The sequence below is a fragment of the Solibacillus sp. R5-41 genome (assembly GCF_002736105.1).
Lineage (GTDB): Bacteria > Bacillota > Bacilli > Bacillales_A > Planococcaceae > Solibacillus.
In genome coordinates, this window is record NZ_CP024123.1 from 3,927,486 (window position 1) to 3,952,097 (window position 24,612).

The following is a 24,612-nucleotide window of genomic DNA, read 5'->3' on the forward strand; positions in this document are numbered from 1 at the left end:
AGCTGTCTCCTGTTATGGAAACGCTAAATCCACCGTCATAGACAAGTTATTTGAGGTAACTTAGTAGAAACATCTGGACCCTATTACCAGATTTATATGAAGGCACACTACTATATATTTTTCTAAATTTTACTCTTAAATAGGCGTAAAATCAACCGATAGTGCGATTGATTAAATATTCCCAAATTTCTTTCATTTCAGCATCAATTACATTTACTTCTGTTTTAGAATAAATCACTTGCTCATATACGGCTGTTAACTCACCCATTTTTGTCGTTTCCAACTGTGCATCGACGCGTTTTGCGAACTGTTGAAGCGTTTCATCATCCTTACGTTTTAGATAAATGCGCTCTAGTTGTTTTAATAACACAAAATAGCCATCCTCGAATGTCTTCGCATCATTTAGTTTCGACTGATGCATCTGAACAGCCCATTTCGGCTGCCAAATACCGCGCTTTTTCCATAAAACAATTCCAATAATGAATACGATTGCACCTAAAACATAAAGGAGCCAACTCCATTTTGAAAAATCAATAGATTTATTTTTTGCAGCTGCTGCTTGTTCCTTTTTGTCTTGCTCCTCAGGCTCCGGCACCACTTCTTCTGGCTTCTCTGGTTGCTCTGCTATATCATCGGCTGGCATTTCTACATCATAGTTAATACTAACCGGATTATTGAAGCCAATTGTCGGCTCAAATGGTACCCAGCCGACTCCGTCAATATACGCCTCTACCCATGAGTGTGCATCATTATTCGTCACTTGATACGTATGCATACCATTGCTGCTTGAAATTCGTTCGCCACTTGCGAAACCTTTTACCCAACGCGCTTGAATGCCGACAGAACGGAGTAATACGACCATCGACGTGGAGAAATTATCACAATAACCTAGCATCGTTTCGAATAAAAACTGATCGACATAATCCTCATCCGCGCTCGGTGTTGCTACATTTGTCGTTTCGTACTGAAAGTCGCCTCGTTTAAAGTAGGATTCTATTGCACGTGCCTTATCATAAACACTTTCATAGTCAGCTGTAATTTCGTGCGCCAAATCCTTTACACGGGTTGGCAATGTTTCTGGTAGCTGCAAAAATCGTTCATCCACCTGGCTGGACGTTGTTACTTCTTTTAACTCCGTAAAACTGTATGTAGGCTCTTGAAATAAAAGCTCATACCCACTCAGATGCCTTTCAACATCCCTTTCCATAGCGACCACTTTTTCATTTGCCGCATTAAATTTTATTGTATCCTCTGGATTATTCAGAATGTAATTTGTTGTTCCATAAGCTTGTACTAAATACGAATAATCGGCTAGGGGATAAATTGAAACTTCCTTCGCTTCTTTTTGACCTGGAATAATTGAAAATGGTATTTGGTCAGATTGCTCAAGAATCATTTCTGAATCCACAGTTGCAGTGCGCTCCCAGCCCTTAGACGTATAAGTATCTTTCGTTTCAACACGCCAATATTGTCTAACTGGGGTTTCAACTTCATATACAATTGTGTTATCCCCTATGAATGGTCCCCCAAGACTTTCATCATTGTCCCCATAGCCCACTTTCGAAATAGACTCACCCGTATGCCCGATTCCTACCCAATCTTTAAAATATGGGACAGGATCAGCCCACCGTGGCTCAGATTTCGGTAAAATGGCCGCGACGATTCCCGCAACACCTATAAATACAACTATCGGAGCCACATATATTAAATAATTTGACCATTTTAATTGCTCATTTGTCGTCTGCATTAAACGCTTTACAAATAGCAATGATGTCATCATAAGCCCTAATACGACAATTTTTATAATTGCTATTGTTCCATCATAATCTGTAAATGTATCGAGTGTCGCAATGAAAAACACGGTGAGCGTGAAAAAATAAAAAATCGTAAAACGAACGGTTATCCAATATTGAATTAAATAGATGAGCATCCAAATAAGCACAAAAAATAAGCTCGTACGAACAGGATCACTCACTAAAGCCCACTCCCCATTCAACAAAACAGTGACATTAAACTTTAATTCATACGATAAAAACGCCCAATCTGATAAGCTACTATCGTTGTAAACATGTACTAAGGACCACAAAATAAATCCCGTTTTCAAAAACCACGACACTAGTAATGGCCACCCTAAAAAGCTTATGACTAAGCACAGTGCGATAAATAAAGTGAATAATGTAAAATAGCCTGTATCTGTAAGCTGCATAATGGGAATTAACCATTCTCGTAAAATTAAAAAGACAATGACATAAAATAGAAACTGTTCTGCAAGCTCTATACCACTGCGTTTCAAGAGACGTTCACCTCCGCAACTGCTTGATTTTCCGACACTGGCTTCATAAAAATGACTTGATTGTTATGATGATATAGTGTTGAGTCCACTTCATTTCCAAAAACAAAACAAATGATTTTCTTGGCGTAGCTCGAACTTGAACTTAATAGCTCTTTCAATTTTGGCGTCAGCTCACCTGTAACAATGACAACGACCGAGCGCATCATCAATTTTTGATCTTCAAGAAGTAGTTTGTCTACCCCAAATTGCGCGTCAGCCTGAATTGTGACAAGGTGCTGCATCACTCTTTCGAATTGGCTCTCCGTTTTGATGACGGGTGCAAAATAGCGATCCATTCCAACACTTAATAGCGAAGTATCTCCGCGCTCCTTTACAATCATACTAATATAAGAAGCAGTAAAATCGACGACTTGCTCAAAATTTCGTTGGACAGAACGGTCGATTAAAAAGAAAATATTTTGAGACTGCTTATCCTCAAATTCCTTTGTCCGTAGCTCCCCATTTTTCGCAAATGATTTCCAATGAATCCACGAAAAACGATCCCCAGGTGCATATTCTCTGACACCCGTTACCATTGTTGTATCTTTTACAAGTGAATATAATGAAGCTGCTGTTCCTTGATCATATTGCATTTTTAACAGCACCGTTTTTACACGATATACCTTTGGATAAACAAAAAACATTTGAGGCTGTTCGACCTTTACTTTGCGAATCGTCCAACCGAAAAAATCCGTACATGTAAATGCCATGCCTTGAAAATGATGTTCGCCACGTTTTAATTGCTTCAGCTCATAGGACCATTCAAATTCCCGCTTCCAGCCAACTAAAAAGAGCTTGCTTGCATCGCCATTGGCCGCCTCGTAATAACGGGTATCCATCGGTAATTCCACGACCGTTAAAAATATAAGGGGGAACCAGCTCGCATTGCGAAATTTGACCGTTACAATAACGTTATCCCCACGCTCGACCCGCTCTTTTGAAAGCGTACGTGAAATCTCTGTTATTTTTATTGGCATAAATGCTAGAAGAATCGAATAAATGACAAATGGTAACAAGGTAAAAAAGAGGTACCAACTTACAAAGCCTCCTTGAAACATGGCAAAACAATACGTAATGACCAGCAGCGATACTACGGTTACAAGCCTTCCCCCATATTTAAAAAAATCATTTAGCCGACTCATTGCTGTACAAACCTTTTTACAGGCACTGGTACATAGCGCAGCACACTCTCAATCACTCTCTCTTCTGTCACACCTTCATAGCGTGCCTCTGGTCTTAAAATTAAGCGATGCCCAAATACAAATTTCGTTAAGTATTGCACATCATCCGGTATGACAAATGCTCGCCCTTTCATAAATGCATAGGCTTGCGCTGATTTCATAAGAGCTATTGACGCACGCGGACTAACACCTAAATACACTTTGTCATTATGTCTCGTTGTTTGAGCTAATGACACGATATATTCCTTAATATTATCCTCAACATGAACCTGTTTTACTTGCTGCTGCAGTTCAATTAACTTATCTAGTGACAAAACTGCTTCAATTTGTTCGATTGGCGTCATTCTTTCCGCTCGACGTAGCACTTCAATTTCTTCTTCTTTTGAAGGGTAACCCATTTTAATTTTCAATAAAAACCGATCCAACTGGGCTTCTGGTAGAGGGTATGTCCCCTCATATTCAATCGGATTTTGCGTAGCCATTACAAAAAACGGCTTCGGCAATTGAATCGTCTCACCATCTACTGTAACTGAAGCTTCCTCCATACTTTCTAGTAAAGCCGCTTGCGTTTTTGGAGAAGTTCGATTAATTTCATCTGCGAGCACGATATTTCCAACAATCGGTCCTGGACGGAATTCAAATTGCAATGTTGTGGGATTATAAATAGACACACCAATTACATCTGACGGTAATAAATCCGGCGTGAATTGAATTCGCTTAAATGTTGCACCTAACGATTTCGAAATTGCGCGTACCATCATTGTTTTCCCGACACCAGGTACATCTTCTAATAACACATGTCCACCTGCAAGTAGTGAAACGATGCTTAACTCTGCAATTTCTCTTTTCCCTATCATTACTTTTTCAATATTTTTGATGACTTTTTCGATTTGTTCGTTCATACCTTCACCCCTAATTAAAAGCTTTAATAGACATTCGCTATTTTAAGCATAGCGAAAAGGAAATTTTAGTACAACTGTAAACGTGCGAATATTCAAAAAGAATATTAATTTTGACTTGGGCTTTCTGCTAAATAAATATAAAAATCGCCTAACAATAGATTCGAGTTAGGCGATTTCAAATAGAGGTTTGATAAGTTGTATTTCGTCTCTGTAATTTATTGATAGCATTTACTTTAGTCGAGCGTTGGAATAATTGATTGAGTGTAATTGCTGAATTGGCGTTGTACTGCATCCCTTTTACGATTAATCGGGCTTTATTTTGTACAAGCTTTTTTGCTTTGGGTGCAGCTTTATTTTTCTTTCCTTTATGTTTTTGCAACTGTTCACGGGGATCGCGAAAATGATCATGCATACCGCCATTCATTGCATCTGCAAACTGAATATCTGAATGTACCGCCCTCGCATTATTGCGATATACACTACTTGTTGTGCCGCTAATTCTAGATGTTCTCATTTTCATCCCTCCCTTTTAGACGGATGTCACAGGTTTTGAAAGGAGTTAATTAAGGATGTTAGCCTAAGTTCGTCGCGTCCATGCGACAACAGCTAACTGACCTGCATTGTGCAGGCCTCAATTCAAAATCTGGACGAAATTACGCCGAGGCGTATTTTATATCGACAAGTTTATCAAACTTATTAGAAATTTGCAGGCATCTAACATGCTTATTAACTGTTTTTATCAATTACGCACAATTATTCCCCATAAAAAAAGGCGCCCTAATTTTTCAGACGCCTTGATCATTTTTTTATTTCCAAAATGTATCAAAAATAGTGATTGGTAAATGACGCTTATGCATTGAACGGATATAATATCCCTCTAATGTTTGACGCGCTTGTTCTGGAATCGTTTTGCCTTCTAAATAGTCATCAATTTGATCGTACGTCACACCGAGCGCCACCTCATCTGGTAATGATGGACGATCTTCTTCTAGGTCTGCTGTTGGCACTTTTAAATACAGATGCTCAGGGCAATTTAAATGTGCTAATAATTGACGACCTTGACGTTTATTTAATCGGAATATCGGCATTAAATCTGCGCCGCCATCTCCAAACTTCGTGTAAAATCCTGTAATTGCTTCTGCTGCATGGTCTGTCCCGAGCACAACACCTTGATTCATCGCGGCAATCGAAAACTGAACCTTCATGCGTTCCCGTGCTTTTTCATTACCCTTCGCAAAGTCACTTAACTCAATACCAGCCGTTGCTAATGCTTCAAAGCTCGCATCCACTGCCTTTTTAATATTGACCGTGTAAATTTTCGTCGGCTGAATATAATCGAGTGCATCTTGGCAATCTTGTTCGTCTGCTTGCATACCATATGGCAACCTTACCGCCCAAAAAGAATAGTTCGATGCACCTTGTTCATCATTCAATTCATCCACGGCAAGCTGCGTAAGTTTTCCAGCTAATGTGGAATCCTGCCCTCCGCTAATCCCTAATACGAATCCCTTAACAAAGGAATGCTTTTTGGCATACTCCTTTAAAAAGTCAATTGATTTACGAATTTCTTCCTCTACATGAATCGTAGGAAGAACATGCAATTCTTCAATAATTTGTTGTTGTAATTTAGTCACAGCCAACACTCCTTATCGCTGATTGATTCCCGCAACCATATTGTGTACTTCTTGAATATTACGCATTTTGTTGTCCCAGCATTTTTGACTTAGATCAACTGGATATTCTTCTGGATTTAATGCCCGCTTATATTCATCCCACAGTAGCTCTAAATTGCCAATTGCATAGTGACGAACTTCTTGTAGCGTTGGATTTTCATAAATAATTTCGCCTTGATCAACCACTTTTACATGCAATTCTTTTGCTTCAAAATTCGTGACAAACTTCGAAACGAACGTATGCACAGGGTGGAACATTTTAAGCTTATCCTCACTTGAGGGATTTTCATCGGCCATCGTAATATAGTCACCTTCTGATTTCCCATTTTTCTTATTAATAATTCGGAAAACCTTTTTCAGGCCTGGTGTCGTTACTTTTTCTGCATTGGCTGAGATTTTTATCGTATCTTCTAGGTCACCATTCTCATTTTCAATTGAAACCATTTTATATACTGCCCCTAATGCCGGCTGATCATAGGCTGTAATTAGCTTCGTGCCAATTCCCCACATATCTACACGTGCACCTTGCGCTTTTAAATTTAAAATAGTGTATTCATCTAAATCATTCGATACAATAATTTTTGCATTTGGGAATCCTGCTTCGTCCAGCATGCGTCGCGCTTCTTTTGATAGGAACGCAATATCGCCGCTATCTAAACGAATCCCGATAAAGTTTATTTTATCCCCAAGCTCTTTCGCTACTTTGATCGCCGTCGGTACCCCCGACTTTAGCGTATTGTATGTGTCCACTAAAAATACGCAATTTTTATGACGCTTTGCATAGGAGTGAAAGGCATCATAGTCGTTTTTATATGCTTGTACCAATGCATGTGCATGCGTGCCCGAGACAGGAATATTAAAAATTTTACCTGCACGAACATTCGATGTAGATTCAAATCCGCCTACAATCGCTGCACGAGCACCCCAAATAGCTGCATCCATTTCTTGTGCTCGACGCGTTCCGAATTCCATTCCAACTTCATCTTTAATTATTTGCTTAATACGGCTCGCTTTCGTTGCGATAAGCGTTTGGTAATTAACAATATTCAACAATGCTGTTTCAATCAATTGTGCCTCTACTAATGGCGCCTCGATTCGTACGATTGGCTCATTTGCAAAAACAAGCTCTCCTTCGATCATTGAATACATAGTACCTGTAAAACGTACATCTTTTAAATAAGCAATAAAATCTTCTTTATATTGAAGTTCGTCGCGTAAATAAGCGATATCTGTTTCACTAAATTTAAAGTTTTTTAAATAATCTAGCATACGTTCTAAACCGGCGAACACTGCATAGCCATTGCCAAATGGTAGCTTTCTAAAATACAGCTCAAAAACCGCTTTGCGATTGTGAATACCATCTGCCCAGTAGCTTTCCGCCATATTAATTTGATATAAATCTGTATGCAACGTTAAACTATCATCTACATACTTTCCACTCATCATTGTTCCCTTCTTCCAAAACATAATTAGTCATAGTATACACTATTTCATTTTTTTCGAAATATATAAGGGTTTTATTGTTTATGCATATTAGCGTATATATTTCCCGGGAAATACTATAACTTGATGAGTTCCATCAAATTACAACGTACCCATCTCTTATTTTGCATTCCTACATTTTTCCGATTATGCTTACTAAAAGGACAATTAATAAAGGAGCTTTTTATGCTACAACATGCTATTACATTCGATGATGTTTCATTCGAAATAAATCAAACGAAGCTATTAAAAAATATTACTGGTGCATTTTATAAAGGACAAATTACGACACTCATCGGTCCTTCTGGAGCGGGAAAAACGACGCTACTTAAATTGTGCAACGGTTTAACTTCTGCATCAAACGGACAAATTAGGATTGAACAGGAACCGATTGAATTGATTGAGCCAACCGCATTGCGCCGCAAAATCGGGATTGCATTGCAATCCGCGCCTATTTTTAAAACTTCTGTCTATGAGAATTTAACACTTCCTCGTAAATTACAGCAGCAACAACTGTATAAAGAAGAGGCATTGTCCTTTTTGCAAGCAGTTGGGCTAGATGAGGCGTTTTTAATGCGAGAAGCAACGGATTTATCTGGTGGGCAAAAGCAAAAACTTTCGATTGCTCGAACATTAGTCAATCAGTCAGAAGTTCTATTGCTCGATGAAATTACTTCCGCACTAGATCCAAAATCCGTTCGAGAAATTGAAGAATTAGTCGTTCAATTAAACGAAAAAGACGGGGTAACAATTATTTGGATAACACATAATATCGAGCAGGCAATGCAACTCGGGCATTTTACATGGATGTTAAAAGAGGGGCAATTAATTGAAGCGGACAAAACCGAGGCGTTATTTCAATCTCAAAATCCAGTCGTCCAATCATTTATCCAGCAGGGTGACGAATGATAACCTATACTTCCCTATCCCTTACTTTACTATTTGTTTTGATCCCACTTGCACTATCGAAAGCATTAAAACTAGGGTTAGAACGGGATACAACGATTGCCACGGTACGCTCTGTCGTTCAGCTACTTGCTGTTGGATACATACTGAATTTCGTTTTCGAATCAGATAACGTCATTTATATGTTATTAATGATTTCATTAATGATTTTGGCGGCGACGTTAAACGCACGTCAGAAAGGGAAAAACATACCGGGTATTACGTGGAAGCTCGTCTTGACATTACTTTCGGTAGAAGCTGTTATTATGAGTGTGTTACTGGGGCTCCAAATCATGCCGGCTACTGCAAACTTCATCATCCCAATAAGTGGTATGATGATTGGAAATTCGATGGTGTTATGCATATTATTTTTAAATCGTTTTCAATCTGAAATTAAGGGAAATGAGCATACAATAGAACTTATTTTGTCGCTCGGCGGTACACCAAAACAGGCGATCCATAAGCAGTTAATGGATTCCATCAAGGCAAGTATGATTCCTACAATTGAATCTCAAAAAACGATTGGGCTTGTCCAGTTACCCGGCATTATGAGCGGACAAATTATAGGCGGCGCAAATCCGATTGAGGCTGTGCAGTTCCAAATTTTAATCATTTTTGCCTTATTGACCTGTGCTACGCTATCATCTGTTATTTTGGGGTTTTTAGTGTATCCCACATTATTTAACGAACGTATGCAAAAGTTAGTGACCTAATGTACTGGTTTATTTACTAAAAAATTCTGTGGTATAATTTTTGTACAATGAAACAAGGAGATGTTTTTATGGCATTACGCGATTTTTTCATTTCATTATCTGAAAACCAAACACTTAGCAACACGGCACAACAATACGGTTTAAAGCTTGGTGCACAAAATGTTGTGGCAGGAGTAACGATTCCAGAAGTGCTAAAAAGCATCCAAGAACTAAACGCAAATGGTATTTCTTGCACGGTCGATCATTTAACAAATTTCGTATCAGATGAATCAGAAGCAACAAAAGCCAAGAATGATATGCTCGCAATGATCGATGCCATTCACGCAAAAGAAGTTGATGCCCATATTTCAGTACAACCTGCTCAGCTTGGGCTCGATATTGATATCGATTTTTGCTATGACAATTTACGAGAAATCGTGGCACACGCCGAAACTTTCGGTATTTTCGTCAACATTAATATGGCTGACCACCAACATTTACAACCTACATTGGATATGTTTGAAGAGCTTACAAAATCATTTACGAATGTTGGAACGGTTATTCAAGCTTACTTCCACCGCGCGAAAGAAGATATGGAGCAATTTAATGATTCCCGTTTACGCATTGTAAAGGGCGCTTATAAGGAACCTGAGGAAATTGCCTATCATGACCAATTAGATATTGATATTAACTTTATTGAGTTAATTGAATCTCATTTAGCGAACGGTCAATTTACATCGATTGCTACACATGATCACAATATCATTAACCATGTAAAATACTTTGTCGAGGAATATAATATTCCGAAGGACAAATTCGAATTTCAAATGTTCTATGGCTTCCGTAATGACTTGCAGCTAGAACTTGCACGTGAAGGCTACAATGTTTGTGTGTATGTACCATACGGAAAAGATTGGTACGGTTATTTCATGCGCCAATTAGCAGAACGTCCACAAAACTTAAACTATGTGACAAAGCAAGTGTTCAATAAAAAAACAAATACCGTTCTTGCGGTTGCAGCTGGGGCCTTCCTATTAGGTCGCTTAACGAAAAGAAAATAGTTCTGAATACATCCGCCAAAAATTCATTAACCCAATTTTTAGCGGATTTTTTTATGCATGAGCTGGGAGTATGAATTTATCCCATAAAAAAGCTCCACCTGCACAAATTTCGCACAGATGGAGCTTGCAGTGTGTAGTAAAATCCACACGTCTCACTTTATTTATTCCAGCCCTTTTCTTTAAAACGAGCAATTGCTTCGATTCGGTTACCAACACCGAGCTTCTCTAAAATTGTTGAAATATAGTTTCGGACTGTTCCAGCAGCTAAAAATAATTCTGCTGCAATTTCCTTCGTCGTTTTCCCCTCAGCTATGAGCTCTAGTACTTGGCTTTCACGCTCTGTCAGAGGGTTTTCACTATCATCCTCATAAACAAAATCCACAAGCTCTGGCGCGTAAATTCGGCGACCATCCACAATGATTCGGATCGAGTTAACAAGTTCTTCAATCGGACTTTCCTTTAATAAATAGCCACGGACGCCTGCCTTTCGTGCACGTTCAAAATAACCAGGACGTGCAAAAGTCGTCAATATAATGATTTTACAATCACTACCGCGTAACGCCTCAGCAGCATCTAAACCGGTTTTAACAGGCATTTCAATATCCATTATACAAACATCTGGTTGTAACTCATTGACTAACTGAATTGCCTCTTCGCCGTTTTTTGCTAGCCCTACGACTTCGATATCCTCTTCCATACTTAGTAAAGACCTCATCGCGCCGAGCAGCATTCCCTGATCTTCTGCTAAAACTATACGAATCATTTTCCCATCTCTCCTTTTTGATGCGTAATGGCTAACGGTACTCTAATAATAATGGCAGTACCTTGGTCACTTTCAATCTCAATCGCACCATTTAAAAATTCAATGCGCTCCTGCATGCCTTTTAAACCGTTTCCGCCATTTAAGCGCTTCGAACGATCCAAACCAACACCATTATCTTGAATCGTTATTTTAAACTCATCTTCACTTTGATAAAAGTTAATGCGACAAATCGTTGCTTCACTATGCTTAATAATGTTAGTCACGGCTTCCTTTAAGCACATACTAATGACACTTTCTGAATGCACAGGCATTTTGATTTCGGACTTATCTCCATTTAACCGAAATTTGATTTGTGCTGCCTTTAAAATTTGCTCCACTCGGTACAACTCTTCTTCGATACGCACCGCGCGCATATCTGCAACAAGCTCACGTACTTCCTTTAATGCAACACTTGCTGCTTGTCGTATATCTTTTATTTCTATTATCGCCTGTTGTGGATTTTTTTCCACTAAACGGGCAGCTAAATCGCTTTTCAAACCAATCATTGATAGTTTTTGCCCAAGCGTATCATGTAAATCACGTGCAATTCGTTGACGTTCCTCATGAACCGTTAATTCTGAAATTCGCTCACGAGCCGTTTCAAGTTCGCCTTCTAAATTTTCACGACGCGTTTTCGAATACAGTGTAAATGGTAGAAGGACAACACCCAACACATTGATGATGATAAACGGTGTTTGCGTCAAAAATAAATCCAGGAAAATAAAATACCCACCTACAATAGATAACACGGTAAAACCTATATGTAAGCCATACATAATATAAAACCCAACAGCCTGCTTAATATTGCCGATAAAAAATGCCGTAAATAGGGATAAATATACATATCCAAACAGTAAGGTCATTACAATATTGAGCACTATTTGGAAGCTGAACCACATATATTTTAAGCCCGTTCTCGCCCGGAACGAAAAATAATGACACAGGAAGTAAAATAATATTAACGCAATCCCCGAAATAATTTGCCACAGAGGAAACGATTGGATAATAAAGAAAAATGGCATTATACAGAAGATTATCCATATATAAATACTTAACATCGGACTTTTCGGGATGATACTATACCAAGTTTGCATAACAGCCTCAATTCTCTTTTTTCATTCATTATAACAAAAGAGGTACCTCATGTTGAATCCTGAGGTACCTACTTATAAGCTAAGCTTATTTTGCTAATGACGTTTTATTTCGCATACGCTCTAATGAAGTCGCTTCTTTAAATGTCACAAATCGATAGTTCTCTGGGTCATATAATTTATAACGAAGAGATTCAAAGCTTGTTTTTAATGTAATCGTTGTCGCTTGTTGTAATGGTTTAATCGATTCATGCGCATCTTCTAATTTATAGTTTGGCACACGTGGCGCTAAGTGATGCACATGGTGGAAGCCGATATTTCCTGTAAGCCACTGTAAAATTTTTGGTAATTTATAATAAGAACTACCTTCTACCGCAGCCTTTACATAATCCCAATCTGCATCATATTCAAAATATGCATCTTCATACGTATGTTGAATGTAGAATAACCAAATCCCTAATGCACCTGCAATAAATAATGTTAACCCGTGCACTAATAAAAATGTGGATAAGCCAAATATCATGATAAGAGACGTACAAATTACTATTAATGCAATGTTCATGAAGTACGTATTTAAACGCTCTTTAGTTTTTGCATCTTTACGGTTTATACGGTTTAATACAAGCACCATAAATAGTGGGCCTAGACCAAACATCACGATCGGATTACGATATAAACGGTAGCCTAAGCGACTTAGCTTAGATTTTTCTAGGTATTCATCAACTGTTAACATATCGATATCGCCAATGCCACGCTTGTCTAAGTTCGCACTTGTTGCGTGGTGAATCGTATGCTCACGTTTCCATTTTTCATATGGGAATGATGATAATAACCCTGTAAGATTCCCAACGACCGCATTTGCCGTTTTGTTTTTGAAAAATGAACCGTGCGTACAATCATGAAAAATAATAAACGAACGAATGACAAATCCTGAAGCTAACACGCTACATAATGCCGTATACCACGGTGAATATTGTAAAAGTACGTAGCCTGCTCCCCAAATTAAAAATATCGGTAAAACAGTATTTATTAATTGTTGAATACTCATACGCAGTTCTGATTTTGCAAATGGTGCTATATCTTTTCTTAACTGTTTAGTTTTTTCTGCATCTGTTAACGCCAATATTATCTCCCTCTTTCACTCAACTTGATAAACCTATCGTATTAAATTTCAGAAAAAGAGTGTACGAGCAAACATCATATCTTTTTTATGACAGTTGTCATATGACTAGGTAACAATTTCGAAAACTTATTTTCCTTTCGCTTCCTTTGGTCCTTCTAAATCAAGTTGATAAAATACTAAATCGAGCCACCGTCCAAATTTATAGCCAGCATTGCGAATCGTGCCGCTATAAGTAAAATTAAGTTTTTCGTGTATATAAATGCTCGCCTCATTTTCACGGTCGATGCATGCTACCATCGTTTTCACCTCATGTGTACGTGCATGCTCAATAAGTGTATGCATTAACTTCATCGCAATCCCTTTTTTGTAGTGATTTTTATGCACATAGACGGAATGCTCTACTGTATATTGATAGGCTGGATACGCGCGAAACGGTCCATATGCTGCATAGCCCGCCACTTCACCATTCTCTTCATAAACAAATAACGGCTCATCATTTTGCATTTTTTGCTCATACCATGCCATACGTTGTGCCAACGTTTGCTCCTCGTACATATAAATCGCCGTTGAATTTAAAATATTGTCATTAAAAATTTCTAAAATGGTTGAAATATCATCTGGTATTGCCGCTCTAATCATCATTTCATCCTCCTTTAAGGTCGAAACCGCCCCGCAATGTTGCAGGACGGTCTTGATATACTTTATAAAACGGTATCTACATTTTTCAATTCAAGCCTTAAACGTTGAAATAGCGTGCATCTGGGTGTGCAAATACGATGGCAGATACACTTGCTTCTGGCTCCATCATAAAGCCTTCTGTAAGCTGTACGCCGATATCTTCAGGCTTTAATAAAGCAAATAGTTTTTCCTGATCTTCTAAATTTGGACAAGCTGGATAGCCGAAGCTAAAGCGCTGCCCTTGATATTTTGCTGCAAAACGGTCGCGCATTGTGAAGTCCGTTGCATCCGGGAATCCCCACTGGTCGCGAATTTCCTGGTGAATACGCTCAGCAAATCCTTCTGCAAGCTCAAGCGCCGTAGCTTGTAGTGCGTGGCTCTCTAAAAACTTCCCTTCCTTTTTTAGCATGCCTGCAATGTCGCTTACCCCGTGACCTGCCGTTACAACCATTAACGCGATGTAATCCATTTCTCCACTTTCAACCGGCTTCAAATAATCCGCCAAGCATAAAAATGGTTCTACTTGCTGACGAGGGAATGTAAATCTCTTAATTTCAGTCTTTTGATCCTCTGGACTATATACGACTACATCATCGCCATCTGATTGCGCAGGGAAAAATTGATACATGCCAGAAGGTGTTAATAAATCGCTATTTAAATAATCCCTAACGAGCGTATTTAATTGCACCGCGCGTTCATCCTGCTCAGCTAGCATTTGTTCTAAATTGCCCTTTAGCCCTAAGTGATGCCCGATTAATGTACGCATATTCACATAAGGCTGTAAGTGAGCAACCGAGTAATTACGCTTCACATGGCGTACTAAATCTCCCGGTAAGTAAACATTTGCATCTCCAACTGTACGAACTGGTTTTTGCGTCACTACAACTGGTCGTGCTGCACGCTTTGCATCAGATTCAATACGCTTTTCACGTGCTTCTTTTAGCTCCGCAACAAGTTCTTCACGTTGCTCCGCATTCATTAAACGGTTCGCCTGATCTAAACCTTGCATCGCATCTTTCGAATAAATGACTGGACCATCGTATTGCTCAGAAATTTTTGTTTCGGTAAAACGACGTGATAAAGCAGCGCCGCCAACTAAGATTGGAACATCTATGCCTGCTTCCTTGAAATCTTGCGCGGTAATAACCATTTGTTGCGCTGATTTTACTAGCAATCCAGAAAGTCCTACAAAGTCGGGTTTTTCTTTGCGAATCGCCTCAATTAACTGCGCTGGTGTTACCTTAATTCCTAAATCGACAACACGAAAGCCATTATTACTTAAAATAATATCGACTAAGTTTTTACCGATATCATGTACGTCACCTTTTACTGTTGCGAGTACCATCGTGCCTTTACTTGCACTCGAATCGCCCTTTTCCATGAACTGCTCTAAATGGGCAACGGCTGCTTTCATCACACCCGCACTTTGCAATACTTCTGCTACAATTAGCTGATTGTCATTAAATAGACGACCTACTTCAGCCATCCCTTCCATGAGTGGACCATTAATAATATCTAGCGGGGTATCAAACGTTTCACGCGCCAAATTTAAATCCTCAATCAAACCTTCCTTCGTACCTTCTAAAATATAATACGCAAGACGCTCTTCCACTGTTGCAGGAAGTACTTTCACAGCGGATTCTTTCTTTTTCCCACGATAAAAATCTGTAAATACTGCTAACGTTTCATCATTGGTATTGAAAATCAAATCATTCGCAAGTTTAATTTCTTCTTCTGGAATCGAAGCAAATCGCTCTAATTTCTCTGTATTCACAATCGCATAATCAAGACCTGCTTGCGTGCAATAATATAAATAAACCGCATTTAACACTTCACGACCTACTGGCGGTAAACCGAATGATACATTACTAACACCGAGAACAGTTAGGCAATGTGGTAGCTTTTCTTTAATTAAACGAATCCCTTCGATTGTTTCCTCTGCTGCACCAATATATTGCTCGTCCCCTGTACCAACCGGGAACATTAGCGGGTCAAAAATAATATCCTCTGGTGCCATGCCCCATTTTTTTGTCAGCAATTTATATGAACGCTCTGCCACTTCTAGCTTTTTCTCACGCGTAATGGCCATTCCCGTTTCGTCAATCGTTCCAACAACAAGCGCTGCCCCATATTTTTTCACAAGTGGCATCACCGCATCAAAGCGCTCCTCGCCATCTTCTAAGTTAATGGAGTTAATGATCGCTTTCCCTTGTGAATATTTTAATGCGACTTCCATTACTTTTTCATCAGTTGAGTCAATTACTAAAGGTACTTTTACCTTTTTGACCACTTCCTGCATAAAGTTTTTCATATCCTCTACTTCATCACGGTCTGGGTTGGCGAGACAAATATCAATAACATGCGCACCATTTTTCACTTGGGCACGAGCAACTTCTGCTGCTTCCTCAAATTTTCCTTCAATAATTAAATTTTTAAATTTACGTGAGCCGATAACATTCGTACGTTCGCCCATAAATAAAGGACGCATCGATTCATCATATTGTAACGGTTCAATTCCTGAAACAGCATGCGTATGTGTTTTCTCTCCAGGTTTACGAGGTGCAAATCCTGCTACCGCTTCACGAATGGCTGCGATATGAGCAGGTGTCGTACCGCAACAGCCACCAATAATATTGAGCCAACCTTTTTCTGCAAAACCTTGTAGCTTTTTCGATAATGATTCTGGTGTTTCGTGATAGCACCCTTCCTCATCCGGTAAGCCTGCATTCGGATAACAGCTAATATAACCTTGTGAAAGCTCTGCTAATGAACGAATATGATCCGTCATAAATTCTGGACCTGTAGCACAGTTTAAGCCAACGGATAGTGGTTGAATATGTTCAATCGAAATGTAGAAGGCTTCAATCGATTGCCCAGCAAGTGTAGTACCCATTGGCTCGATTGTTCCTGAAATCATCACAGGTAACTCTTTTCCTAATTCATCAAATGCACGACGCACCGCAATTGTGCCCGCCTTTACATTCAGCATATCTTGAGACGTTTCAAGTAATATTAAATCGGATCCTGCTTCAATCAATGCTTTCGCTTGCACATAGAAATTTTCCTCTAGCTCTTCAAATGTTATCCCACCTGTTACAGACAATGTTTTTGTGGTTGGCCCCATCGCCCCTGCAACAAAGCGTGGCCACTCAGGTGTCGAAAACTCACGCGACACCTCTAGTGCAATTTCCACCGCTCGTCTATTAATTTCCACCGCTTTATTTCCCAGGTCATACTCATTTAAAACAAGTGGCGTTGCACCAAATGTATTTGTACAAATGATATCGGAACCAGCTTCTAAATAAGCACGATGAATTTTTCCTAACACATCTGGTCGTGTCAAAATAAGGTTTTCATTACAGCCATCTAATTCCTCACCGCCAAAGTCTTCATAGGTCAAATTTTCATTTTGGAGCATTGTCCCCATTGCACCATCGATAATTAATATTCGTTTTTGTAATTGCTCCTGTATTGGATGATTAAGCATTTGTTTGAGCTCCTTTATATTTAACATCAAACGCTTTCACATAGTCGATTAGTTCTAGCGTCATATCGTAGCGTAAAAATGGTGTAATTAAGTAAATTCCATTAAAATACTGACATGCTGTTTCTAAAAGTTCCTTAGCAATTTTAACGCCCTCTTTTGTTGCCGCTTCTTTGTCCTCACCGCAAGCTTCCATACGCGCAAGTACTTCCTCTGAAAGCTTGATACCTGGCACTTCATGGTGAAGGAATTCCGCACTTCTAAATGAAGTAAGGGGCATAATTCCAATATATATCGGCGTCTCTAAATGCTTTGTCGCCTCATAAATCTCTTTAATTTTTTCTTTCGTATAAACTGGTTGCGAAATGAAATAATCCGCCCCGTGTTCAATTTTCTTCTCTAAGCGAGCAACCGCCCGATCTAATACACGCACATTCGGATTGAAAGCACCTGCAACGGAGAAATTTGCCTGCTTGCGCAATGTTTTTCCTGTGAAAGATGAGCCTTCATTTAATTGTTTAATTAAAGAAATTAACTCCATTGATGACACATCATATACACTCGTTGCACCAGGGAAATCCCCAACTTTTGTTGGGTCACCAGTCACCACTAAAAGATCATGCAGCTCTAATGCATCTAGACCCATTAAATGTGATTGTAAACCAATTAAATTGCGGTCACGACAAGTTAAATGTGGCAATGTGCGAATACCGTGCTGCTTCAAAATAGAAGCCATCGCAATATTACTTATACGCGGAGAAGCAAGGGAATTATCCGCCATCATAATAACATCCGCTCCTGCGTTGTATAATTCTTTCGCACCTTCCACGAAGCCATCAATTTCTAAATGTCGTGGCGTATCTAACTCAACAATGACAGAACGTTCGCGCTTTGCTTTTAAATGTAACGGCTCTTGCTTACGTGGCTCAGGTACACGCACAAATTCTGTACGCCCTTGCTTCACTTTTTTCTCTGTAATGGGCTTAATATGAGCTAAACGACTTTTCACTGCCGCAATATGCTTTGGTGTCGTACCACAGCATCCGCCGATTAAACGAACACCTTGCTCGACTAATTCAACCGCAGCACGCGCAAAATAATCCGCCTCTGACTCATAAACAACGCGCCCATCTTCCACATCTAATAAAGAAGCATTCGGGGAAGCAGACAAAAAGGAATTTTCCGGAAGCTCTACACCTTCAAATGATTGAATCGTATGGAACGGCCCTAAGCGACAATTACTGCCGACGATATCTGCTCCTAAAGCGGCAAGCTCTGTTAAAGCCGCATTTAATGACAGACCATTTTGTAAAACTCCTGGATCTTGCATCGTCACTTGTGCAATAATCGGTAAGTCCGTTAATGTGCGTAATAAATGAACACAGTGGGATAATTCCTCAAAATCATAATACGTCTCTAGTAAAAAGCCATCTGGTTGACCTGCAAGAAGTACTTTTGCCTGTTCCTCAAACGCATCTAAAATTTCTGCTAGTGTCACATCATTTTTTCGAACGCCTCGAATACCCCCGATTGTAGCTAACACATATTGTCCTCCAGGAGTTGCAGCACGCTTAGCAATTTGTAATGCCGCTTCATTAAACTCTTGCACACGGTATTCATAGCCGTAACGAGCAAGCTTAATTGCATTGGCACCATATGTATTCGTCTGGATAATATCCGCTCCGGCAGCAACATATTCACCATGTATTTTTTCAATAATTTCTGGTCGCAAAATATTCATTTCTTCATGACAATAATCTAAACCATAGGAATATAATAATGTACCAATTGCGCCGTCAGCTGTTAATACTTTAGTTTTTAAATCCTCTAATAAACCCATTGTATTCACTCCCATATTTACAGTATTTTCAGTCATTTAATGATATAAAAAAGCCTTCTTTCAAAAATAAAAGAAGGCATTACACATTGTAAGTTTAGGTCCCTCTCATCTTCTGGCATTTGCCTGCTGGATTTAGCACCTGACTATTTGTTGGTTGCTGAAGTTTCATAGGGCCAGTCCCTCAACTTCTCTCGATAAGATACATTATGAATTTTTTAATACTAAATCAATTATACCCCGGCATAATTGCATCCGGATTACGATTTATGCTTGCAAAGGGTGTTAACCTAAGTTCGTAACATCCGATGGAAGTTTCAATTCGTTTTAGCAGAGTTTTCTGATTAAAAGAATTAACAGAATCATAACGTTATATGAAAAAAACGTCAATAGCTGTTAGCATATTCAAGCATAACTTTACACAATTGCATTGATTATTTGCTGTGCGGTCGTCTTTCCATTTTGAATACACGCACCAATACCCACACCAAAATACGAGCATCCCGCAAGTAATACGTTTGGATAACGCGTCTCTAAATCCTCTACAACAACACCAAGAGCATCATTATGTGCTAAATCATAACGCGGCATTTGATCGATCCATTTTGTCACATTCACTATTTTTGGTTGTGCTGCAATGCCAAGACTTAAAAGAATATCCTCTCGTGCAACCGTTGTTAGCTCCTCATCAGACATTGCTGCTAACTCTTCATAGCGCGGATTACTATTTTTATAAAATAAGCGTACGAGTAGATTACCTTTTGTCGACGTGTGCTTCCATTTTCGACTCGTCCAAGTAGATGCATTGCATATTAAATCACTATTATGCGAGACGATAAAACCGGTGCCATCTGCTGGCAATACTTCATCTGGTACATCAAAGCCTACATACATCGTAATCACAGATGCCGTTGAAAATTGCGCTAAACTTTTATCTAATGTCTCATCTGCTAATACTTTACGCACTGTGTCATTTGGAACTGCAAGCACAACAACATCTGCTTCTATTATTTTTCCATTTACCACTACCTCATATTGCGACCCCACTTTTCGAACACTTTCTGTTGTGGCATTTTTCATAAATTCAACGTCTGGCAACATTTCCTCAAGTCGATTGATGATAGCAGACAATCCATTTTCAAATGAAATGAACTTTTTATTTGCTGCCTTCTCAAACTGCTCGCGATTTTCCTCAAATCCTTTAATAATCGAACCATAGTCATTTTTATAATCGACTAAATAAGGGAGTGTCGATGCTAGACTTAATTGATAAAGATCCCCCGAGTAAACGCCCGATAATACAGGAGCTATTTGCTTATGCACAATTTCTTCACCTAGGAAATGTTCTAAAAACTCCCCAATTGAGCTTGCCTTTGTATAATTGGCATTCGGTATTTCAAAATCTTGCAAGACACGTTTTTTCCCTTCTTCAGAAATGAGCGTACTTGCCATTAATGACTCGATACTCATCGGAATCCCAAATGTTGAACCCGCAGGAATTGCATGTAGCTCATTATTCGTATGAATATAGGAAATGCCGGTCTCATTGTAAACGAGTTCCGATTCAAAATCGAGCTCACGTACAAGCTCTATCACACCAGGATGACGCGCAACAATGGAATCCGCGCCTGTTTCCATAATGAAATCTTCTCCATATTCCGAATGAATTTTCCCACCTAAATATGCATTCTTTTCTATTAAAATAAGACGCGCTTCTATCTTTTTTTCGGCCATTTGTCTTTTCAAATAATGCATCGTGCAAAGGCCTGTAATACCGCCACCTACAACTACTACTGTTTTCATAAAAATCGCTCCCATTCCCGTACAAGCTATACTCACTTCAGTATAATCTGTTTTCCTCTAAAATAGGTAAGCAGTGTATTACAAAAATCGCACGAAAAAAACCATTTTGAATTGAATCAAAATGGCATACGTAAAGATACAATTTATTTATCTAATCTGTGTGAAATTGTCGCTAACCTATCTGCTGAATGTGTAACTTCTTCAAATGCTCGACCAAGCTCCAATATGACTAAACCAATTTGCTCTACTTCATTTTGGACTAGGTTATTTTGTACTTCCGTTTCAACCATGGCCTCTACGATAAGTGAGAATTGTTCTTCGGTTCCTCCCATGCTTTCCTCACCTGTATGAACGGCTGTTTGAATTTGACCCAATGATTCGAGCAATTTCATCGTGCGAACATTCGTATTTTTTAATAGTTCACCTACATTTACAGCTGATTCTTTCGTTTGTTCGGATAACTTTCGAACTTCATCTGCTACTACACCAAATCCTTTACCGGCTTCTCCAGCTCGTGCCGCTTCAATTGCAGCATTTAGTGCCAATAAATTCGTTTGGTTCGCAATATTCGTTACATTTCCCATTGTGGATTCCATTTCTTTTGAAATTTCTACAAGCTTATCAATCTCTTCAGAAATGGAACCAACTGAATGATTAATTTCCTTTATGCTATCAATTTGACGTTGTAATTGCGTTTTCCCATTTTGCGCTTGTTCGTTCGCCACATTCGAAATTTCAATCGCTTTTTTCGCATAGGAAGTCATCACGTCAGATTGCATCGTCAACTGTTGGAAACTAGCATTTGTTTGCTCAGAAATCGCGGCTAAGTTCGAAGATGATTCGATAATAGAATGACTAATTTGACGTTTTTCTTCCGCTAACTGCCCTTTCATTCGTTCAATTACTGCTTCATATTCTTCTAAAACGACTTGTTGCTCTAAGTTTAATATTTTCGAAATCGCTTCTATTGTTTTAAAGCGTTGCTCTTCGTTCGCGATGTTTTCCTTCACTAATTGAATAAAAACAATAAATAAACTTTGGAAAGCCCCAATATACCACTTCGTTTTTAAACCAATATGAACATGCACTTGCGCTATTCTTATACGTTTCGAAAAATATTCTTCATCAATAATTCCTTGAAACATCTCGCAAATATGATTTTTCAACGTTAATTTTAAACGTTCTACCGAGCTATGTTCACTAATAATTTTTGTCAAACTGGATTCCATTCCTAAGTTTTGATAAAAAGCACCAACAATTATCTCAATATTTTTATCAATTTGTGGTTTGAAAACTTTCAAATATTTTAAATCTTCCTCAGTTAAATTAAGCATTTGAATCTGTTTGCTCACCTTTAGGTTGCTTAAATACTCTAATTTGACAGCTACATCACTTATCATTACAGTTTGATTAGCATTATTCTTTTTAAAAAACATCAATATGCCCTCACCTAATTTAATATTGTACTTTGTAAAGATATAAATGACGTTTATGATTTGTATTCTGTGCTCTAAAAAAATTTTTGAACATATTCATTTACATTTTTGATACAACAAAATAATTTATTTACACAACTGTACTATCGAGTCACTATTATATTACACAATTAATCAATATTATAAAGAAGCACAGCATTGATTCATATAAACAATAACGACTAATAAATAATGCATGCTGTAGGACCAATCTCATCTATAGCTATTTAGACCTGCACACTTAAGAAGAGGCGACTAAATATAAAGTACTCCAACCATCAATGTACCTAATATTTTATAAATAGGAGTTATTCATTCCCTTTCAAAAATAGAATTACATAAAGTTAAATGTTAAGTTTGTAAATTTCGGAAGTGAAGTATTTACAAACTCGTACCCTTTACATTTTTCTATTAGCTTATTCAAATTAAAATTCCTATCGACTTATATTTATAAGCACTTTTTGCTTACCTATCTAAAAAAAATGCATTTCCCTCATCCATTTAGTCGATGAAAGAAATGCATTGAATCAGTATACCTCTAGTTTTTGCTTGTACAGGATACTAGCCAAAGTTCCACTATTTCAACAGTTGCATAGACATCCGTTGAAATAAGTTAAAGCTTTGATAATTGATTACTTAATATAGAAATTTCACTCTCTAATGAAGGCGACCTTGTTTCAAAATAAAGAATTCTATCTTCACTTCGATTTTCGCCTACTTTACCATCACTTAACATCTCGATTGCATCACAAACAAATAATCTCAATGTACGCAAACCGGATTCGAGCTTTCTAACCTCTTTCCCATAAAGTAATACGGAATTATCCTTTGTTTTCCCTTTTTTCATTTGAAAGATATTTTCATTAATCAATGCATCAATTCCTTCATATCGTTTCGTTTGATGATTATTAATCATTAATATTTCCCGAACATATTTCTTCACATCTTGATGATCTAATCCTACTTGTAAATTCCCTTTTAAATACTCAACAATCTTACAGAGCGTAGTTAAATCTTCTTGTTGCATCCGCGAATATTGACGCATTTTTAGTATAGGATCCTCATTTTGATTAGAAGAGAATTGTGGAATCGAAAATAATAGCATGGCTGATTCCCCCCTTATCCAATTAATTTATATAAATATAATTCCTATTCTTTAATAAGTCTAAACATTCCATTTGTATTTACTTTAGGATTTTTAATTCGTTGTTAATCCTGTTGCGCTGCTTGCCGCCATTTTTCCGCCTCTTGAGGCCTTACACCTTCATATAGCTCAGCTAATTTCAGCATTGATGCACCGTCTCCTAACAAGGCAGCCTGTTTGTAATATCGGATGGCCTGTTCGGAACTTTTTTCCACACCCAATGCATTTTCATAGCAATAGGCAATATTATAAATCGCATCCACATGGAAAATATCCGCAGCACATTGAAACCATTTCATTGCCTGCTCATAGCTTTGATTTCGTGTCAGTTCCCCTTGAAAATATATCATTCCCATACGGTAAAGCCCTTCGCTATCTCCGCCTTTCGCAGCCATCTCATAATACGTAAATGCCTTGTCCTCATCAATTTCCGTCCCAATTCCTTGCTCATACATAATGCCAAGTGTATACATAGCTTCTACTACACCGGCTGTCGCAGCTTTTAAAAACCATGCTAACGCTGCTCCCTCATCGATTTCAATGCCCTCGCCGTTCAAGTACATATCCGCTAAATTATTCATCGCATCTGGATGATGTTGCTTTGCTGCTTGCTCATAATAGTAAAAAGCGCGCTGTTCGCTTACCTCGACACCCAATCCTTCAAAAAAGCTGTTGGCGAGCTCAAAAAAACCACCAGAATCACTGTGATTAATCGCAGCATTTAACCAATAATGCATGCCGTCAAAAAGCTCTACTCTCTTATAAAATAATGCAATTTCCACCATTGCTTCACTATTACCATTAAGAGCTTGCTGAAATTGTTGCTTCAAAATTTCTACTTTCTCTGGCTCTACCTGTTCATTTATTAATTGCTCAAACATCTGCTTTTGATGCCACATAGTATCCT

The 24,612-nt window shown here is 38.5% G+C and carries 19 protein-coding genes and 2 riboswitches; of the genes, 3 read left to right on the plus strand and 16 right to left on the minus strand.

Annotation, left to right across the window (positions count from 1 at the left end; all coding sequences use genetic code 11):
• Nucleotides 1-18: 18 nt before the first annotated feature.
• A riboswitch (purine riboswitch) is annotated at nt 19-120 on the minus strand.
• 31 nt (nt 121-151) lie between these two features.
• The 6 genes from CSE16_RS19410 to CSE16_RS19435 all read right to left on the minus strand — a co-directional run bounded on the left by CSE16_RS19410 (nt 152) and on the right by CSE16_RS19435 (nt 7,531).
• Nucleotides 152-2,293, minus strand: a complete 2,142-nt coding sequence (locus CSE16_RS19410; RefSeq protein ID WP_099425394.1) for a DUF4129 domain-containing transglutaminase family protein — start codon at nt 2,291-2,293, stop codon at nt 152-154.
• Nucleotides 2,290-3,474 carry a DUF58 domain-containing protein gene (locus CSE16_RS19415; RefSeq protein WP_099425395.1) on the minus strand — a complete coding sequence of 395 codons (1,185 nt, stop codon included), beginning with the start codon at nt 3,472-3,474 and terminating at the stop codon, nt 2,290-2,292. Before CSE16_RS19415 ends, CSE16_RS19410 begins: the two co-directional genes overlap by 4 nt.
• Nucleotides 3,471-4,415: an AAA family ATPase gene (locus CSE16_RS19420; protein ID WP_099425396.1), complete on the minus strand. Its 945-nt coding sequence runs from the start codon at nt 4,413-4,415 to the stop codon at nt 3,471-3,473. Before CSE16_RS19420 ends, CSE16_RS19415 begins: the two co-directional genes overlap by 4 nt.
• 175 nt (nt 4,416-4,590) lie before the next feature.
• On the minus strand, nt 4,591-4,929 hold the full coding sequence (locus tag CSE16_RS19425) for a hypothetical protein (RefSeq protein WP_099425397.1): 339 nt from the start codon (nt 4,927-4,929) through the stop codon (nt 4,591-4,593).
• Nucleotides 4,930-5,221: 292 nt separating this feature from the next.
• Complete coding sequence (gene nadE, locus CSE16_RS19430) at nt 5,222-6,049, minus strand: ammonia-dependent NAD(+) synthetase (protein WP_099425398.1); 828 nt, start codon at nt 6,047-6,049, stop codon at nt 5,222-5,224.
• A gap of 12 nt (nt 6,050-6,061) precedes the next feature.
• The gene (locus tag CSE16_RS19435) at nt 6,062-7,531 is read right to left on the minus strand and encodes a nicotinate phosphoribosyltransferase (protein WP_099425399.1); all 1,470 of its coding nucleotides are present in this window, start codon (nt 7,529-7,531) and stop codon (nt 6,062-6,064) included.
• Between the two features lie 225 nt (nt 7,532-7,756).
• On the opposite strand from CSE16_RS19435, the gene CSE16_RS19440 reads away from it, so the two are divergent.
• From CSE16_RS19440 to CSE16_RS19450, 3 genes are all read left to right on the plus strand, one after another.
• Nucleotides 7,757-8,479, plus strand: coding sequence for an ABC transporter ATP-binding protein (locus CSE16_RS19440; protein WP_099425400.1), 723 nt, complete (start codon nt 7,757-7,759; stop codon nt 8,477-8,479).
• A complete protein-coding gene (fetB, locus tag CSE16_RS19445; protein ID WP_099425891.1) occupies nt 8,479-9,228 on the plus strand; it encodes an ABC transporter permease in 750 nt (249 codons plus the stop codon). The genes CSE16_RS19440 and fetB overlap by 1 nt, the downstream gene beginning before the upstream one ends.
• 68 nt (nt 9,229-9,296) lie before the next feature.
• Nucleotides 9,297-10,268: a proline dehydrogenase family protein gene (locus CSE16_RS19450; RefSeq protein WP_099425401.1), complete on the plus strand. Its 972-nt coding sequence runs from the start codon at nt 9,297-9,299 to the stop codon at nt 10,266-10,268.
• A gap of 157 nt (nt 10,269-10,425) precedes the next feature.
• On the opposite strand, the gene CSE16_RS19455 is transcribed toward CSE16_RS19450, so the two are convergent.
• The 10 genes from CSE16_RS19455 to CSE16_RS19500 form a co-directional block, all read right to left on the minus strand.
• On the minus strand, nt 10,426-11,031 hold the full coding sequence (locus tag CSE16_RS19455) for a response regulator transcription factor (RefSeq protein WP_099425402.1): 606 nt from the start codon (nt 11,029-11,031) through the stop codon (nt 10,426-10,428).
• Nucleotides 11,028-12,164, minus strand: coding sequence for a sensor histidine kinase (locus CSE16_RS19460; RefSeq protein ID WP_172954406.1), 1,137 nt, complete (start codon nt 12,162-12,164; stop codon nt 11,028-11,030). Before CSE16_RS19460 ends, CSE16_RS19455 begins: the two co-directional genes overlap by 4 nt.
• 85 nt (nt 12,165-12,249) lie before the next feature.
• Complete coding sequence (locus tag CSE16_RS19465) at nt 12,250-13,284, minus strand: Delta(5) desaturase DesA (protein WP_099425404.1); 1,035 nt, start codon at nt 13,282-13,284, stop codon at nt 12,250-12,252.
• A gap of 126 nt (nt 13,285-13,410) precedes the next feature.
• Nucleotides 13,411-13,923: a GNAT family N-acetyltransferase gene (locus CSE16_RS19470; protein ID WP_099425405.1), complete on the minus strand. Its 513-nt coding sequence runs from the start codon at nt 13,921-13,923 to the stop codon at nt 13,411-13,413.
• Between the two features lie 97 nt (nt 13,924-14,020).
• Nucleotides 14,021-17,449, minus strand: a complete 3,429-nt coding sequence (metH, locus tag CSE16_RS19475) for a methionine synthase (protein WP_099425406.1) — start codon at nt 17,447-17,449, stop codon at nt 14,021-14,023.
• Nucleotides 17,442-19,286 carry a bifunctional homocysteine S-methyltransferase/methylenetetrahydrofolate reductase gene (locus CSE16_RS19480; protein WP_099425407.1) on the minus strand — a complete coding sequence of 615 codons (1,845 nt, stop codon included), beginning with the start codon at nt 19,284-19,286 and terminating at the stop codon, nt 17,442-17,444. The genes metH and CSE16_RS19480 overlap by 8 nt, the downstream gene beginning before the upstream one ends.
• A gap of 102 nt (nt 19,287-19,388) precedes the next feature.
• Nucleotides 19,389-19,487, minus strand: a riboswitch (SAM riboswitch).
• 213 nt (nt 19,488-19,700) lie between these two features.
• A complete protein-coding gene (hemG, locus tag CSE16_RS19485; RefSeq protein ID WP_099425408.1) occupies nt 19,701-21,086 on the minus strand; it encodes a protoporphyrinogen oxidase in 1,386 nt (461 codons plus the stop codon).
• A 143-nt stretch (nt 21,087-21,229) separates the two neighbouring features.
• Complete coding sequence (locus CSE16_RS19490) at nt 21,230-22,522, minus strand: globin-coupled sensor protein (RefSeq protein ID WP_099425409.1); 1,293 nt, start codon at nt 22,520-22,522, stop codon at nt 21,230-21,232.
• Between the two features lie 652 nt (nt 22,523-23,174).
• The gene (locus CSE16_RS19495; RefSeq protein ID WP_099425410.1) at nt 23,175-23,666 is read right to left on the minus strand and encodes a chemotaxis protein; all 492 of its coding nucleotides are present in this window, start codon (nt 23,664-23,666) and stop codon (nt 23,175-23,177) included.
• 104 nt (nt 23,667-23,770) lie between these two features.
• Complete coding sequence (locus tag CSE16_RS19500) at nt 23,771-24,604, minus strand: tetratricopeptide repeat protein (RefSeq protein ID WP_099425411.1); 834 nt, start codon at nt 24,602-24,604, stop codon at nt 23,771-23,773.
• Between the last annotated feature and the right edge of the window lie 8 nt (nt 24,605-24,612).